11 protein-coding genes are annotated in these 13451 nt (G+C 62.1%); 1 reads left to right on the top strand and 10 read right to left on the bottom strand.

Translation table 11 applies throughout. The features are described from left to right. Positions 1-109: 109 nt before the first annotated feature. Positions 110-463, bottom strand: coding sequence for a YceK/YidQ family lipoprotein (locus HX818_RS22275; RefSeq protein WP_003209459.1), 354 nt, complete (start codon positions 461-463; stop codon positions 110-112). Positions 464-516: 53 nt separating this feature from the next. Next, positions 517-849, bottom strand: coding sequence for a YceK/YidQ family lipoprotein (locus HX818_RS22270; RefSeq protein WP_003209457.1), 333 nt, complete (start codon positions 847-849; stop codon positions 517-519). Between the two features lie 157 nt (positions 850-1006). Between HX818_RS22270 and HX818_RS22265 the strand changes: the two genes are divergently transcribed. After that, positions 1007-3097 carry a TonB-dependent receptor gene (locus HX818_RS22265; protein ID WP_177020755.1) on the top strand — a complete coding sequence of 697 codons (2091 nt, stop codon included), beginning with the start codon at positions 1007-1009 and terminating at the stop codon, positions 3095-3097. A 66-nt stretch (positions 3098-3163) separates the two neighbouring features. On the opposite strand, the gene HX818_RS22260 is transcribed toward HX818_RS22265, so the two are convergent. Genes HX818_RS22260 through glnE form a run of 8 tightly spaced genes read right to left on the bottom strand, consistent with a single transcriptional unit; the run spans position 3164 to position 13105 of the window. Continuing rightward, positions 3164-4606: a lipopolysaccharide kinase InaA family protein gene (locus HX818_RS22260; RefSeq protein ID WP_177020754.1), complete on the bottom strand. Its 1443-nt coding sequence runs from the start codon at positions 4604-4606 to the stop codon at positions 3164-3166. Further along, positions 4606-5358 (bottom strand): lipopolysaccharide kinase InaA family protein, encoded by a 753-nt coding sequence (locus tag HX818_RS22255; RefSeq protein WP_177020753.1) that lies wholly within the window; start codon positions 5356-5358, stop codon positions 4606-4608. The genes HX818_RS22260 and HX818_RS22255 overlap by 1 nt, the downstream gene beginning before the upstream one ends. Beyond that, on the bottom strand, positions 5355-6089 hold the full coding sequence (locus tag HX818_RS22250) for a lipopolysaccharide kinase InaA family protein (RefSeq protein ID WP_003209451.1): 735 nt from the start codon (positions 6087-6089) through the stop codon (positions 5355-5357). The genes HX818_RS22255 and HX818_RS22250 overlap by 4 nt, the downstream gene beginning before the upstream one ends. After that, positions 6089-6895, bottom strand: a complete 807-nt coding sequence (rfaP, locus tag HX818_RS22245; RefSeq protein WP_134325629.1) for a lipopolysaccharide core heptose(I) kinase RfaP — start codon at positions 6893-6895, stop codon at positions 6089-6091. The genes HX818_RS22250 and rfaP overlap by 1 nt, the downstream gene beginning before the upstream one ends. Further along, on the bottom strand, positions 6892-8016 hold the full coding sequence (locus HX818_RS22240; protein WP_003209448.1) for a glycosyltransferase family 4 protein: 1125 nt from the start codon (positions 8014-8016) through the stop codon (positions 6892-6894). The genes rfaP and HX818_RS22240 overlap by 4 nt, the downstream gene beginning before the upstream one ends. Beyond that, positions 8016-9074, bottom strand: a complete 1059-nt coding sequence (gene waaC / locus HX818_RS22235) for a lipopolysaccharide heptosyltransferase I (protein WP_177020752.1) — start codon at positions 9072-9074, stop codon at positions 8016-8018. Before waaC ends, HX818_RS22240 begins: the two co-directional genes overlap by 1 nt. 1 nt (position 9075) lies before the next feature. Continuing rightward, complete coding sequence (waaF, locus tag HX818_RS22230; protein ID WP_102604286.1) at positions 9076-10110, bottom strand: lipopolysaccharide heptosyltransferase II; 1035 nt, start codon at positions 10108-10110, stop codon at positions 9076-9078. 55 nt (positions 10111-10165) lie between these two features. Beyond that, positions 10166-13105, bottom strand: a complete 2940-nt coding sequence (gene glnE / locus HX818_RS22225) for a bifunctional [glutamate--ammonia ligase]-adenylyl-L-tyrosine phosphorylase/[glutamate--ammonia-ligase] adenylyltransferase (protein WP_032899861.1) — start codon at positions 13103-13105, stop codon at positions 10166-10168. Positions 13106-13451: the final 346 nt, after the last annotated feature.

Genomic DNA, 13451 nt, shown 5'->3' with positions numbered 1-13451 from the left:
AAAAAAGTGTGCTCCCCGCCTGGGCGAGAAACAGCTAAAGGGCGGGATTATAGCGTAAACACGGCGCGGGATGATCTAGGGATTGTGGCGACCGGTTGTCACTGCAGGCCTAGCGGAAAATCTCGATGCTGCCGTCCCTGTTCTGGCGGTAGACCGTGTAGGGCAGCACAAGGGTGTCGAGCAAGCCGGAGGCCACGAGCTCGGCGGCGAAGATCGGCAGGGAGCCGGAGGCATCGCGCGTGTGCTCTTTGGTGGTGTCGGGGGCGCCGTTCAAGGTGCAGAAACCGTAGATCACCCCACTGTAGATGCGCGGCACGTTTTCACAATAACTGCGCGATTCCTTGAGGTTCTGGCTGGCAACGGCGTCCGGGCGAAACACCGTGTTGATGGTGCCGCAACCGGTGGTGGATACCAGTACAGCGGCGAGAAGAAATCTGGTTGCAAGACTCACGGACAACTCCATTTGGCATAAGTGTGGGCATTCATCCCTGCCCCATACACCCCTACTGGATCCGTTTATGAACCCGGGCGCCAATAAATACTGATGTTGCCATCGGTACCTTGGCGATAAACCGTGTAGGGCAGGACCACTGTATCAACAATGCCCGAGACCGTTATATCCAATAGAACGAACGGCACCAGTATTCCAGTAGGGTCCGGCACGGCATGCAGCAGGCAGAAATCGAAGGCGACGCCACTGTAGACACGAGGAATCGACTGACAATAGGTTTTTTGCTTTCTGAGTTCACGTGCCGCTGCCGCATCCTCGCGCAATACCGTATTGGCCGTTCCACAGCCGCTCAACACAAGGATTCCAATGCTTAGCGCAGCAGTCATTTTTAGCGTCATGGCCAGCCCTCTGAATGGTCAGCAACGCTAACATCGGCCCTGTTCGTGCCCCAGACCCCGTGCACCGCCGCGCCATGTAGGAGGATTCCGAAATGGTAAAAGCTGGCTGAATCGTTAAACTCGCGCACTTTTGTGCGTCATGGATGCTGGTTTACTCATGAAAGTTGTTGCCCCCAAACGCTTCGCCCTGTTGCTTCCCGGCCTTCTGGGCCTGTGTAACGGCGCCCAGGCCGACGAGGCTCCGCTGGTCCTCGACCCCAGCGTGGTCACCGGTTCGCGCAGTGCCAGCCCGTCGTTTGACCTGCCGTATTCGGTGGACAGCATCAGCCGCGAGCAAATCAGCGATGGCCAACTGGGCATCAATGCTTCAGAGGCACTGTCCCGCGTGCCCGGCCTGGTGGTTCAAAATCGCCAGAACTACGCCCAGGACTTGCAGATTTCCTCCCGTGGCTTCGGTGCTCGCTCGGCATTTGGTGTGCGCGGTATCAAGCTGATCGCCGACGGCATACCCGCCAGCACCCCGGACGGTCAGGGCCAGGCGGCGACGTTCAACCTCGACACCGCCGAGCGCATCGAAGTCCTGCGCGGCCCGGCCGCCACACTGTATGGCAGCAATGCCGGCGGCGTGATCCAGATGTTCTCCCGCAACGGCGAAGGCCCGCCGCGCATCGGTGCCGAGACGCTGGTGGGCAGTGACGGCCTGAGCAAGAACCACCTCACCGCCGAAGGCGCGGCAGACGGCGCAGGCTTCGTGCTGGACGCCTCGCGCATGGACACCGACGGTTATCGCGACCACAGCAGCGCCCGCCGCGACCAGACCTTTGCCAAGCTCAATTTCGAGCCCGATGAAGACAGCAAACTGGCGCTGATCTACAGCAGCCTGGAACAGAACGGCACGCAGGATCCGCTGGGGCAGGCGTGGGATGCGTACAAGGCCGACCCGCGCTCGGTCAGCAGCGCCGCCGAGCTGTACAACACCCGCAAAAGCATCGACCACCAGCAACTGGGGATGAATTACGAGCGGTATTTCGGTGACGCCACACTGCAGGTGAATGCCTATACCGGGCGACGGAGCGTGATTCAGTACCTGTCGATTCCCAAGGGAACGCCCGCCAACGAACGCGGCGGCGGCGTGGTGCAGTTCGACCGCAAGTTCTACGGCGGCTCCGTGCGCTGGATGCAACCGGTCGACAGCGTGCCGGGCGAGCTGATGATCATCACCGGCCTGGATTTCGACCAGAGCGAAGACAGCCGCCACGGCTACCAGAACTACAGCGGCAACACCCTTGGCGTAAAAGGCCAGTTGCGCCGGGATGAAATCGACACCGCCCGCAGCCTCGACCCCTACATCCAGGCCAACTGGGCCATCAATCGCTGGACCCTGCAAGCCGGGGTACGCCACAGCACCATGGAACTGGATGTCGACGACCAGTTCCTGAGCAACGGCGACTCCAGCGGCAACAAGACCTATCAGAAGAACACACCGTCCGTGAGCGTGATGTACGCCTTCACGCCCGACCTGCACGGCTACGTCAGTGCCGGCAAGGGGTTCGAGACGCCAACCCAGGCGGAACTGGCGTACGCGCCGGGCAACATCGAAGGGTTCAACTTCGGCCTGAAGCCGTCGGAAAGCACGCAGTATGAAGTGGGCTTGAAGGCACAGTTGAACGACACCCGGGTCAACGCCGCTGTCTTCCAGATCACCACCGAGGACGAGCTGGTGGTGGACCAATCGATCGGCGGCCGCACCAGCTACCAGAACGCCGGCCGCACCCTGCGCCGCGGCTTCGAACTGGGCATCGAAAGCCAGCTCAGCGAGCAGTGGAGCACCAACATCGCCTACACCCGCCTGCAAGCCACCTACGACAGCGACTTCATCGGTGGCGGCAAACCGGTGGACAAAGGCAACTACCTCCCCGGTGTGCCGCAAACCACACTGTTCGCCGAGCTCAACTGGAAACCCCGGGACTGGGTCAGCACCGCCGTGGAAGGCATGTACCGCAGCAAGGTCTACGTCGAAGATACCAACCAGCAACACGCGGCACCGGGCTACAGCGTGTTCAACTGGCGTGCACGCTTTGAGCAGAAGGTGGAGCACTGGACGTTCCACCAGACCCTGCGCCTGGATAACTTGCTGGATCGCCAGTACGTAGGGTCGGTCATCGTCGGAGACGGCAACGGCCGCTATTACGAAGCAGCGCCGGGACGCTCCTGGTACGCCGGCGCAGGCGCCGAGTACACATTTTAGAAACTGACCATTGAACTTGTGGCGAGGGAGCTTGCTCCCGTTGGGCCGCGCAGCGGCCCTAAACCCCTAGCCCACTGCCTTTGGCAACCGCTGATCAATCACCCGATACAACGCACTGCTCTCAGGCCAGTTACGCATAAACCTTGCCCGATCCCTGGCATATGCCGGAGCGAAGCTGCTCAAGGACGTGTGCTGACACATCGAATCCAGGTCGATCAGCGCCCAGCGATCCGTGTGCCAGAACAGGTTATGCCCCTTGAAATCCCCATGGCTGATGCGCTCGCGGATCAACTCTGCGAACAAATTATCCAGGGCCTGCAATTCGGCCTCGGGTGCCTCGCCACTCTCAACATACGGCGCGAACCGCTCGATGATGTCCGGCCCCGGCAGGTACTCGGTCACCAGATACGCGCGGCTGCGCAGCCACAGGAAGCGCTTTTCCAGCAACGCCAGCGGCTTGGGCGTGGCGATGCCGAGGAACGCCAGGCGATTGCCTTCGCGCCACGAATGCCAGGCCCGGCTCGGGCGCCAGAAGCGCTTGAGCCAATGGGCAAAACCCTTGATGTTGTAGCGCTTGATCACGAGTGGTCGACCGGCCACCTCGACCTTGGCGACACTGGCCGCCCCACCGGTTTTATACAGGTGGCCCTGGTCGAGCAGCGCATCGGCCTGCGCCAGCACCGGCAGCATCGCCGCTTCTTCCTCACGACGAGTCGCGCGCAGGGCGAACGGCCCGCGCACGACGCTGAACAGCGTGCACTCCCGGCCAACCTTGCTCAGGAAATCCTTCAAGCGCCAGACGCTGACCTTGCGTACCTGCTTCTGCAACGCTTCGAGCGGCAACGCGTGTTCGCCATTGCTCAGCAGGTAATACACCAGCAACTCTTCGGTAAACGGCTCGAGGTTTTTCGGCAACTGCGCGAAAAACACCCCAAGGTTTTCCAGGACCCGGTTGCGCGACAGCGGTTTGCCCGCCTCTTCGACACAGATCCCGGCGCCGTCGATCAAATACAGTTTGCCGTCCTGACGCAGCAGGTTGTCCAGGTGCAGGTCTTCCTGCCACAGGCCCTTGGCGTGCATCTGCGCAATCGCACCCAGCGCTTCGGCGAGCACCGCTTGCTGCTGGTCAGCCAGCGGCGGCAGGTGTTCAACAGTCTGCCACGCATCAGCCAGGCTGTCGGCGCCTTCAAGAAACTCGAACAGCAGCCAACCGCCCTCACCCTCTTGCAGACCATCGGCCAGCAACAGCGGTGTGGTCAGGCCTTGTTCGGCCAACAACCGCACGCCCTTGAGTTCACGCTGAAAATGCCGCGCCGCCTTGCTGCCCACCAACAATTTGGCCAGCACCGGGCGCCCGCGCCACACAGCTGCGCCGACATAACGCTGGCCCGGCAATACCCGCAGCAGGCTCAGCAGTTGCAACTGCCCAGGCCCGGCAGCGTCTGCCAGTTCGATGCTCAGGGGCAGGCTTGGCGTGCGGCCGGCATTTTTCAGTTCGGACAAACGCATCAGCGGTTCTCCTTGTGACTGCGCCGGGCCGCCAGGCGCTGGTGCCAGGTGGCAACCAATGCGCTGTCCTGCGGCTGGTCCAGGTAGGCCGCCAACAGCTGGCGAACCTGATCGTCCGACCACTGCGGCGCACGGCGCAACAGCGGTTCCAGGTCCTTGACCCGGTCACGCCAGCCGAACAGCAGCGGGCGGGTTTTCTCCAGGTCGATCAACTGCGCCGCGTACCCGTCGCCGGTGGCCTGCAGGAAAATATGCTTGGGATAAAAACAGCCATGCACCTGGCCCACGCTGTGCAGGCGGCGCGCCAACTGACCGCAGGCCAGCAGGATCGCTCGCTGCTGTGCATCGCTCAATTCAGGCCATTGCTCCAGCAGTGAATCCAGGTCATTCCAACCATCCAGCGCGCGGGTCAGCAACATCGCCCGATGCTCTCCGGCCACTTTGCGCTCACCGAAAAACGCTGCCTGCAATGCCGGGATACCCAATTGCCGATAGCGGCTGATGTTACGAAACTCGCGAGCAAAGCTCGGCTCGCCAAACGGACGGTGCAAGGTGCGCGTCAGGTAGTTGCTCTGGCGCTTGAGGTAGTAGCCCTGGCCTTCGAGTTCGAGGCGAAACACGCTGCTCCAGCCGCCGCGGCTGGTATTGGGCTCGTCCACCGCATCCAGTTGCTTGGCCCATAGCGCGTCGAAAGTGCCGAGGCCGTTGCGCTCAAGCAATGCTCGATCTTCGGCCGCCAGGAAATCACTCATTCTCGCCCCTCGAAAAACTTCACCACGTGGCGAATTCGCTGTTTGTCCGCCGCACTCAAGTGTTTGCGCTGACGGTATTGCATGTAGAAGCGCAGGCGCTGGGTAGCCGACAAGTGATACTTGGCGACTTTGTCCAGGCAGGCCAGGTCCTTGGTAATGCGGTACTTGAGCCAGAACCCGCGCCAGAAATCGCCATTGGGGCAATCGATCAGGTACAGGGTTTGCTGGTCGTCTACCAACAAGTTGCGCCACTTCAAATCGTTGTGGGTAAACCGGTGGTCGTGCATGGTCCGCGTGTATTCAGCGAGCTGGCGACTGATCTTGTTGACCCACACCGGGTCTGACAGTTGCGGGTCATTGCGCTCGGCCAATGCCGACAAGTCTTCAGTCTTCGGCAGCTCGCGCGTGATCATCGCCCCGCGGTGATACGCCAGGCCTTTACGCTCCAGACCCCAGGCGATCACATCGGCGGTGGGTATGCCCCACTTGGCGAAGCGCTTGAGGTTCTGCCATTCGGACTTGACTCGTGGCTTGCCCAGATAGCGGCGCAACCCCTTGCCTGCACCGACGTAGCGCTTGACGTAATAGTTGACCCCGCCGCGCTCCACGCGAATCACTTCGGACAACGGATCGCGGGTCAGCCGCTCGCCTTGCAGGGCGAACACGGCTTCCAGGCTACCAAAGTCATCCGCCAGGGCGGCGTAAGCGGGTTCCAGGTTCCAACCCGCCATCAGAGCGCATCCCCGTATCGTTGCTTGCGTGCGTAAAGCTTGGCGGCCATGCGTTCCAGCGCCGACAGCAGCGCGCTTTGCTCGCCCAGGATCTGGCGCAAAGGCTGCTGGAAGTACGCCTTGAGAAACCGCAGTTTGTCGCGCCGGGTCAAACCGATCTCCAGGGCGGAGTAGTAAAGCCCCGCCAGGTCCTTGTCACGCCAGCGCCGGGGAATCTTCGAACGCACCTGGGCACGGTGCAGGTCGATCACCGAGAGCTTGATGTTGTGCACGGTAACCGGTTGGTCGGTGTGCAACAGGAAGTGGCACAGGTAGCAATCACGATGGTTCACGCCCCCCCGGTGCATCGTGCCCAGGGTGCGCGCAAGCTCAACGGTCAAGGCATGCCGAATCGCCGGCACGGGCGGCTGTTTGACCCAGTCCATGGTCAGGTCTTCAAGGCTGACGATAGGCGCCAGCTCTTCAGTGACGATGAACGAGTGCTGGTCGGCCGGGTTGCTGCCCTTTTCACCAAAGGCCACGCCGGTCATGGTGGGCACGCCGAGTTCCTGCAGACGCTGGATCGCGTCCCACTCCTGGCCCGCGCCCAAGACAGGCAACTTGGCCGTGATCAGGTTCTTGAGGATTTCACCCCAGCCAATTCCCCGGTGGATCTTTACAAAATAATGGCGGCCTTCCACTTCCGTACGCAGGGTACGGCGCGCGGCCAGCTCACGAAACACCTGGCCGTCCAGCTTCTCGACTTCGGCGAACGCATCGCGTCCGGCCCACAGGGTCTTGAACGGTTCGGCAAGAATCAACTTCATCGGTTTGGCTCCGCCAGAATCAGGTCCGCAGCGTACTGCGGCATGCTATAGAGGTCGGCCGTCTCAGCGAAGGCCAGACCATTGCGGCTCCACGCCGCGCGCGCTTGTGGATCGTCGAGCATATCCACCAGGTACTGGTTGAGCTGCGCCTGCTCGAACGGTTCGTCCAACACCCGCCCACTCTGGGCCTTGTCGATGTAAAACGCGTAGCCGCAGACCTTGCTCACCAGCACCGGGAGGCCGGCGACCACCGCTTCGATCAGCACCATGCCGGCCGCCTCGTTGTACGCGGGGTGGATCAACAGGTCAGCGCCCAGCAGAAAGCGCGGGATATCGCTGCGGCCCTTGAAGAACTGCACCTGGTCGCCCAGGCCCAGCGCAGCACTCTGCAATTGGAATACTTTGGGGTCGTCCTGGCCGATTACAAATAGCCGGGTGCGTTTCTTCAGGCTCGACGGCAGCGCGGCCACGGCCTTGAGGCTGCGATCGACGCCCTTGGTCTTGAAGCCCGAGCCAATCTGCACCAGCAGCAAATCATCGTCGGCCAGGCCGAATTCGCGACGAAACTCGGCGCGGATCTCGGCAGCATTGGGCGGCGCGCGGCGGTCGCGGGCGATGCCCGGCGGCAACAAATGAAAACGCTCGGCCTGGGTCCCGTAATACTGGGTGAACAGCTGCTGCTGGTGTTCGGACAGCACCATGATCTGCGTCTTGGCGTCTTTGTCGAACACTGCACGCTCGTATTCGGCAAAGTGCTTGTACCGGCCGAACCAGCGATACATCGGGTTGCGCAGGTTCTGCGCCTTGTCTTCGAACACGCCGTCGGCGGCGAAGTACAGGTCCAGCCCCGGCATCTTGTTGAAGCCCACCACGCGGTCCACCGGGCGCTTGGCCAGGTCGGCCTGGATCCAGGCGTAGAGCTTTTCATTGCGCCGATGGTTGACCAGCGCCTTGACCGGCGCCACCAGTACTTCAAAGCCCGGCGGCACGTCACCCTCCCAGATCAGCGTATAGACGCGAATCTGATGCCCGCGCTGCTGGCACTCCAGGGCAATGCGCATGAAGTCGCGCTGCAGGCCACCAAAGGGGAAGTATTTGTAGAGGACAAAAGCCAGTTGCATCAGTGTTCCTCAGCCAGTAACAACGTGCTTAAACGAGTTGCGACACGCTCAGGGTTCAGGCGAGTGAAGCACAGGGGCCACTCGCGCTTGAGATCGAACCGACGCTGGTCTTCGGCAGTCGGTTGATAAGTGCATTTCTTTTGCAGGCATGGCGCACACGGGAAGTCGCTGGCCAGGTGAATCTGCGCCTTGCCATAAGCCCCGGTCAGGCCGGGATTGGTAGGGCCGAACAGGGAAATCGTTGGCACATCCAGCGCTGCGGCCAAGTGGCCAAGGCCGGTGTCGACCGCAACACACGCCTTCGCACCCGCCAGCACTCGGGCCACGCCCGCGAGGTTCAGCCTGGGCAGCACTTCGGCGTTTTTCAGGCCCTGGGCCAGGCGTTCAGCCCGGGCTTTTTCGGCGGCATTGCCCCACGGCAACTTCACGTCCACGCCAAAGCGGTCCATGCGTTCGGCCAGGTCGCGCCAGTAGGCTTCCGGCCAGTGCTTGGTGTCCCAGGTGGTGCCGTGCAGCAGCAGTACAAACGGTTTTTTCGGCGGCAGGCCCAGCAGCTTGTCGACACTGAGGCCGTAGTCGCCCAGGCCTTTTGGCAGGTCATAACCGAGGGCGACGGCAAACAGCTGGCGCAAGCGCTCCACCGCGTGCTGCCCACGGGCCACGGCCAGGCGCCGGGAATAGAAGTGCGCCGCCAATGGCTCGCGAACCGACTGTTTGTCGAAACCGGCCACCGGGGCACGTACGTAGCGGGTCAGCCAGGCACTTTTCAGCAGGCCCTGGGCGTCGATCACCAGGTCATATTTGGTCGACTGCACGCTCTTCTTGAAGCGCCGCCATTCGCCACTCTTGAAGGTCTGCCAGAGGTTCTTGCGCCAGCGGCGGATCGCCACCGGGATCACCTTGTCCACCGCCGGGTGCCAGGTGGGAATCTCGGCGAAGCCTTCTTCCACCACCCAGTCAAACCGGATGCCCGGGATCGCCCGCGCCGCGTCGGTCAACGCCGGCAAGGCATGAATCACATCGCCCAGGGATGAGGTCTTGATTACCAGAACCCGCAACTTAACGAACCTCGACCACAGTGCCCTGCAACCGCTGCAACGCGTCGCTGACAGGTTGCGGCAGCAACTGGCGCAGGCAGTTGTAGTGGCCGAAGCGGCAGGTGCGATCAAAACACGGGCTGCAATCCAGGCCCAGGCGCACCACTTCGACCTTGTCGGCCAGCGGCGGGGTAAACCCGGGAGACGTCGAGCCATACACTGCCACCAGCGGGCGGTTCAGCGCCGCGGCCACGTGCATCAGGCCGGAGTCGTTGGACACCACCGAGTCGGCACAGGACAGCAAGTCGATAGCCTCGGCCAGGGACGTGTCGCCGCTCAGGTTGACCGCCTCTTCGCGCAGCCCCGGGATCAAGCGCTGGCGAATATCCTCGCCCACCGAATGATCGTTTTTCGAGCCGAACAACCAGACTTGCCAGCCCTCGCGAATCTTCATCTCCGCAACCTTGGCGTAATGCTCCGAAGGCCAGCGCTTGGACTCGCCAAACTCGGCGCCAGGGCACAGCGCCAGCACCGGACGGTCCAGCTCCAGGCCGAACTTGGCCAGGGCGGCGTCGCGGGTGACCGGGTCGATTTGCAGGCTCGGGCGCGGATAAGGCGTCGGCAACTCGGCTCCCGGCGCGTAGGCCAGGGCCATGAAGCGCTCGATCATCAGCGGGTAACGGGCCTTGTCGAGCTTGCGCACATCGTTGAGCAGGCCATAGCGAAACTCGCCACGCCAGCCGGTGCGTTTGGCAATACCGGCGAAGAACGGCACCAGTGCCGACTTCATCGAGTTGGGCAACAGGATCGCCTGATCGTACTGGCCAGCCAGGGACTTGCCGATGCGTCGACGGGTCGCCAGCTCCAGCGCGCCGTGGCCGAGCGGGAAGCTCAAGGCCTGACGCACCTCGGGCATGCGCTCAAGGATCGGCCGGCTCCACTCGGGGGCGAGCACGTCGATTTGGCAGTCGGGATGACGTTGCTTGAGGCACTGGAACAGTGTCTGCGCCATCACCATGTCACCGACCCAACTGGGCCCAACGATCAGAATATTCATGTAGTTTCCACAAACGATACGGGGAGGCTCATGCCTCCCCGCCTTATATAGTGTTTCAGCTTAACCCCAGTTCATGCCAGATTCGCTGCACCTGGCGCCGTTCGTCAGCGAACTGGTCCCCGGCCACCGTACCGGCCTCGTTCTGCAGGGCCTGGCGGTGAGCGGCGGAACGGTAGGCTTTATACACCTCGCGCAGCAAATGGGCATCGGCGGCGGGCATCAGCCCGACCTGCTCCAGGCCTTCCAGAATGCGGATATTGTCGGTGTAGCGCAGCAACGATGGATGTTGCGCAGACCACGCCAGAGCCGCGTATTGCACCATAAATTCAATATCGACGATACCTCCGGCGTCCTGCTTGAGGTCGAACGACGCCGTGGGTTCGAAGGCATTCGCCGCCGTTCCCGCCGCCGTGGACTTGGTGCCGAGGTTGTCGCGCATCTTGGCGCGCATCTCGCTGACCTCCTGGCGCAGCTTGTCCAGGTCCTGCGCGCGGCCCAGCACTTGCGCCCGTACCTGCTCGAAAGCACGGCCCACATCCTGACTGCCTACCAGCACTCGCGCACGCACCAGCGCCTGGTGCTCCCAGGTCCAGGCTTCGTTTTCCTGATAACGCGCAAATGCGCCCAGGGAACTCACCAGCAAACCGGATGCGCCCGAAGGCCGCAGGCGCATGTCCACTTCATACAACTGGCCCGAGTTGGTCTGGGTGGTCAGCAGGTGAATGATTCGCTGCCCCAGCCGGGTAAAGAACTGCGCGCCGTCGATCGGCTTGGCACCGTCGGTTTCGGCCTGGGGGTCACCGTCATGGATAAACACCAGGTCCAGGTCCGAACCATGCCCCAATTCGATGCCGCCGACTTTCCCATAACCGACAATGATGAAGCCAGGATCGCACAAGGTGCCGTCCACCCGTTGCGGCGAGCCGTAGCGGGCAACCGTCTGGCGCCAGGCCAGGGCCAGCACTTGTTCGAGGATGGCTTCGGCGAGCCAGGTCAGGTAGTCGCTGACTTTCATCAGCGGCAGGCTGCCGGCGATTTCCGAGGCGGCCACCCGCAGGCGGTGGGCCAGCTTGAAGTGGCGCAGGGCTTCCATCTGCTGCTCAAGGTCGTCTTCGGGAATACGCGTCAGGCGTTCGCGCAATTCGGCGGCCAGTTCCGGCGCCAGCGGCGGCTTGAACAGGCGGCCTTCGTTGAGCAGTTCGTCCAGCAGCAGCGGGAAGCGGGTGATCTGCTCGGCAATCCACGGGCTGGCGGCGCACAGGGTCAGAAGGCGACGCAGGGCGTCGGGGTTTTCCGTCAGCAACACCAGATAAGCGGAACGCCGGGCGACGGCTTCGACCAAGGGCAGGACGCGCTCCAGTACCAGGTCCGGGTTGGCATGTTCGACGGCCTGGGCCAGCAAGCGCGGGATAAATGCATCCAGACGCTCGCGACCCAGGCGCTGCATGGCACGCAATTGCGGACTGCTGCGCAGGCCGGCCAGGGTTTTCAAGGCTTTGGGCGCGTCGGTAAAACCGCCTTCCTGCAACTGACGGCAAGCGGCTTCCTCGTCCTGGGACTCTTCCCACAACGGCAACCACTCACCGCCCACCATCAACTCGCTCTCTTCGCCCTCTTCTTCATCCGGATCGGCAATCACCTGGCGGAAATGCCAGTCCACCCGGCCACGCCAGTACATCAGGCGCTCATGAAACGCGGTCCAGTCCGGAAAGCCCAGCATGAAGGCAATCCGCGCCTGGTCTTCGGTGCCATCCGGGAGCATCTGCGTCTGGCGATCGGCGATCGCCTGGATCGCGTGCTCGGTGTAGCGCAGGAATTCATAGCCATCGCGCAGCTCGGCGACCACCGCCGGCGGCAGGTAACCCTGGCCTTCCAGGGTACCCAGCACTTTTAACAGTGGGCGCTGCTGCAGGCTCAGGTCACGGCCACCGTGGATCAGCTGGAACGCCTGGGCGATAAATTCGACTTCACGGATGCCGCCCGAGCCGAGCTTGATGTTCTCGGCCATGCCCTTGCGCCGCACTTCCTGCTGGATCAGCTGCTTCATGGTGCGCAGCGCTTCGATGGCGGAGAAGTCCAGGTAACGCCGGTAGACAAACGGTCGCAGCATGTCGAGCAGTTGCGCACCGGCCACCTGGTCACCGGCCACCACTCGCGCCTTGATCATGGCGTAGCGTTCCCAGTCGCGGCCCTGGTCCTGGTAGTACTGCTCCAGCGCGTTGAAGCTGAGCACCAGCGCCCCGGCTGAGCCGTAAGGTCGCAGGCGCATGTCGACCCGGAACACAAAGCCGTCGACGGTCATCGGGTCCAGGGCCTTGATCAGTTTTTGACCAAGGCGGATGAAGAACTCCTGGTTGTCCAGCGAGCGCTTCACCCCGACCGTATCGCCGCCTTCGGGGTAGGCGAAGATCAGGTCGATGTCGGACGACAGGTTCAGCTCCACTGCGCCGAGCTTGCCCATGCCGAGGATGACCATGTGCTGCGGTTCGCCGCTGCGACGGCCCGTGGGTGTGCCGAACAATACGCAGTGGCGCTGGTACAACCACTGATAGGCCTGGTCGATGCTGGCGTCGGCCATGTCCGATAGATCACGGCAGGTTTGCACCAGGTCCGCCTGTCGGGTCAGGTCGCGCCAGATGATCCGCACCTGCTGGCGGGTGCGCTGGCGGCGCAGAACCCGGCCCAGTTCGTCTTCTGTCTCGGCTTGTTGCACGGCCGTCGCAATCTGTCCGCACAGCTCGCCGGGGGCAAAGCTGCGGTCCAGTTCGCCCCAGGCCACCAGCTCGAGCAACATCAAAGGGTCACGAACACTCTGTTCAATGACGAAATCACTGGCGGCGCACACACGGGCGAAGTCAGCCCAACGTTGCGGCGTCCACTCAGAAAGGCCATTATCGCCGTCCAATCCGGCCACGGCGTCACGAAATGACTGCTCGGCCCGCTTGGCAAATGGAAGCAGGATGGCCGGGAGTTCGGCCTGCATTGGAAGGCTCATGGTCTATCCTTGATCGGCGCGTAAAGGGCTTGTAGCTGTGAACGCAAGAACCACGCTCGGTGAAGGACTGTCGAACAAAGGTTAGAAATAGCTGAAAATTTTTCTTTTTTGGCAGTCAACATCAAATCTCTACCCTTTCTTGTTCGCAAAAGATCAACAATAACGATTATGCTCGCCAGCTAGACCGAGCAATCCGCTCAGTCTTGTGTAGTTTTACTACTCGTATATACATTCGAAAGGCTGAAATGGCCGACGATTTGTAGTAAAACTACAGGACGCCGAAGCAACCTTCGGCCATCCAAGAATTTATGTCGTCTGCCCACAAGGCCAGTCGCAAACTTCAGGC

This window comes from Pseudomonas sp. F9001 (assembly GCF_013385435.1).
In the GTDB taxonomy this organism is placed as follows: domain Bacteria; phylum Pseudomonadota; class Gammaproteobacteria; order Pseudomonadales; family Pseudomonadaceae; genus Aquipseudomonas.
This window is presented reverse-complemented; position numbering and strand designations above follow the sequence as displayed.

Bases quoted from the DNA above. Each gene is read 5' to 3' on its own strand.
- HX818_RS22275 (WP_003209459.1), bottom strand. From the start codon at position 463: ATGGAGTTGTCCGTGAGTCTTGCAACCAGATTTCTTCTCGCCGCTGTA.
- HX818_RS22270 (WP_003209457.1), bottom strand. From the start codon at position 849: ATGACGCTAAAAATGACTGCTGCGCTAAGCATTGGAATCCTTGTGTTG.
- HX818_RS22265 (WP_177020755.1), top strand. From the start codon at position 1,007: ATGAAAGTTGTTGCCCCCAAACGCTTCGCCCTGTTGCTTCCCGGCCTT.
- HX818_RS22260 (WP_177020754.1), bottom strand. From the start codon at position 4,606: ATGCGTTTGTCCGAACTGAAAAATGCCGGCCGCACGCCAAGCCTGCCC.
- HX818_RS22255 (WP_177020753.1), bottom strand. From the start codon at position 5,358: ATGAGTGATTTCCTGGCGGCCGAAGATCGAGCATTGCTTGAGCGCAAC.
- HX818_RS22250 (WP_003209451.1), bottom strand. From the start codon at position 6,089: ATGGCGGGTTGGAACCTGGAACCCGCTTACGCCGCCCTGGCGGATGAC.
- rfaP (WP_134325629.1), bottom strand. From the start codon at position 6,895: ATGAAGTTGATTCTTGCCGAACCGTTCAAGACCCTGTGGGCCGGACGC.
- HX818_RS22240 (WP_003209448.1), bottom strand. From the start codon at position 8,016: ATGCAACTGGCTTTTGTCCTCTACAAATACTTCCCCTTTGGTGGCCTG.
- waaF (WP_102604286.1), bottom strand. From the start codon at position 10,110: ATGAATATTCTGATCGTTGGGCCCAGTTGGGTCGGTGACATGGTGATG.
- glnE (WP_032899861.1), bottom strand. From the start codon at position 13,105: ATGAGCCTTCCAATGCAGGCCGAACTCCCGGCCATCCTGCTTCCATTT.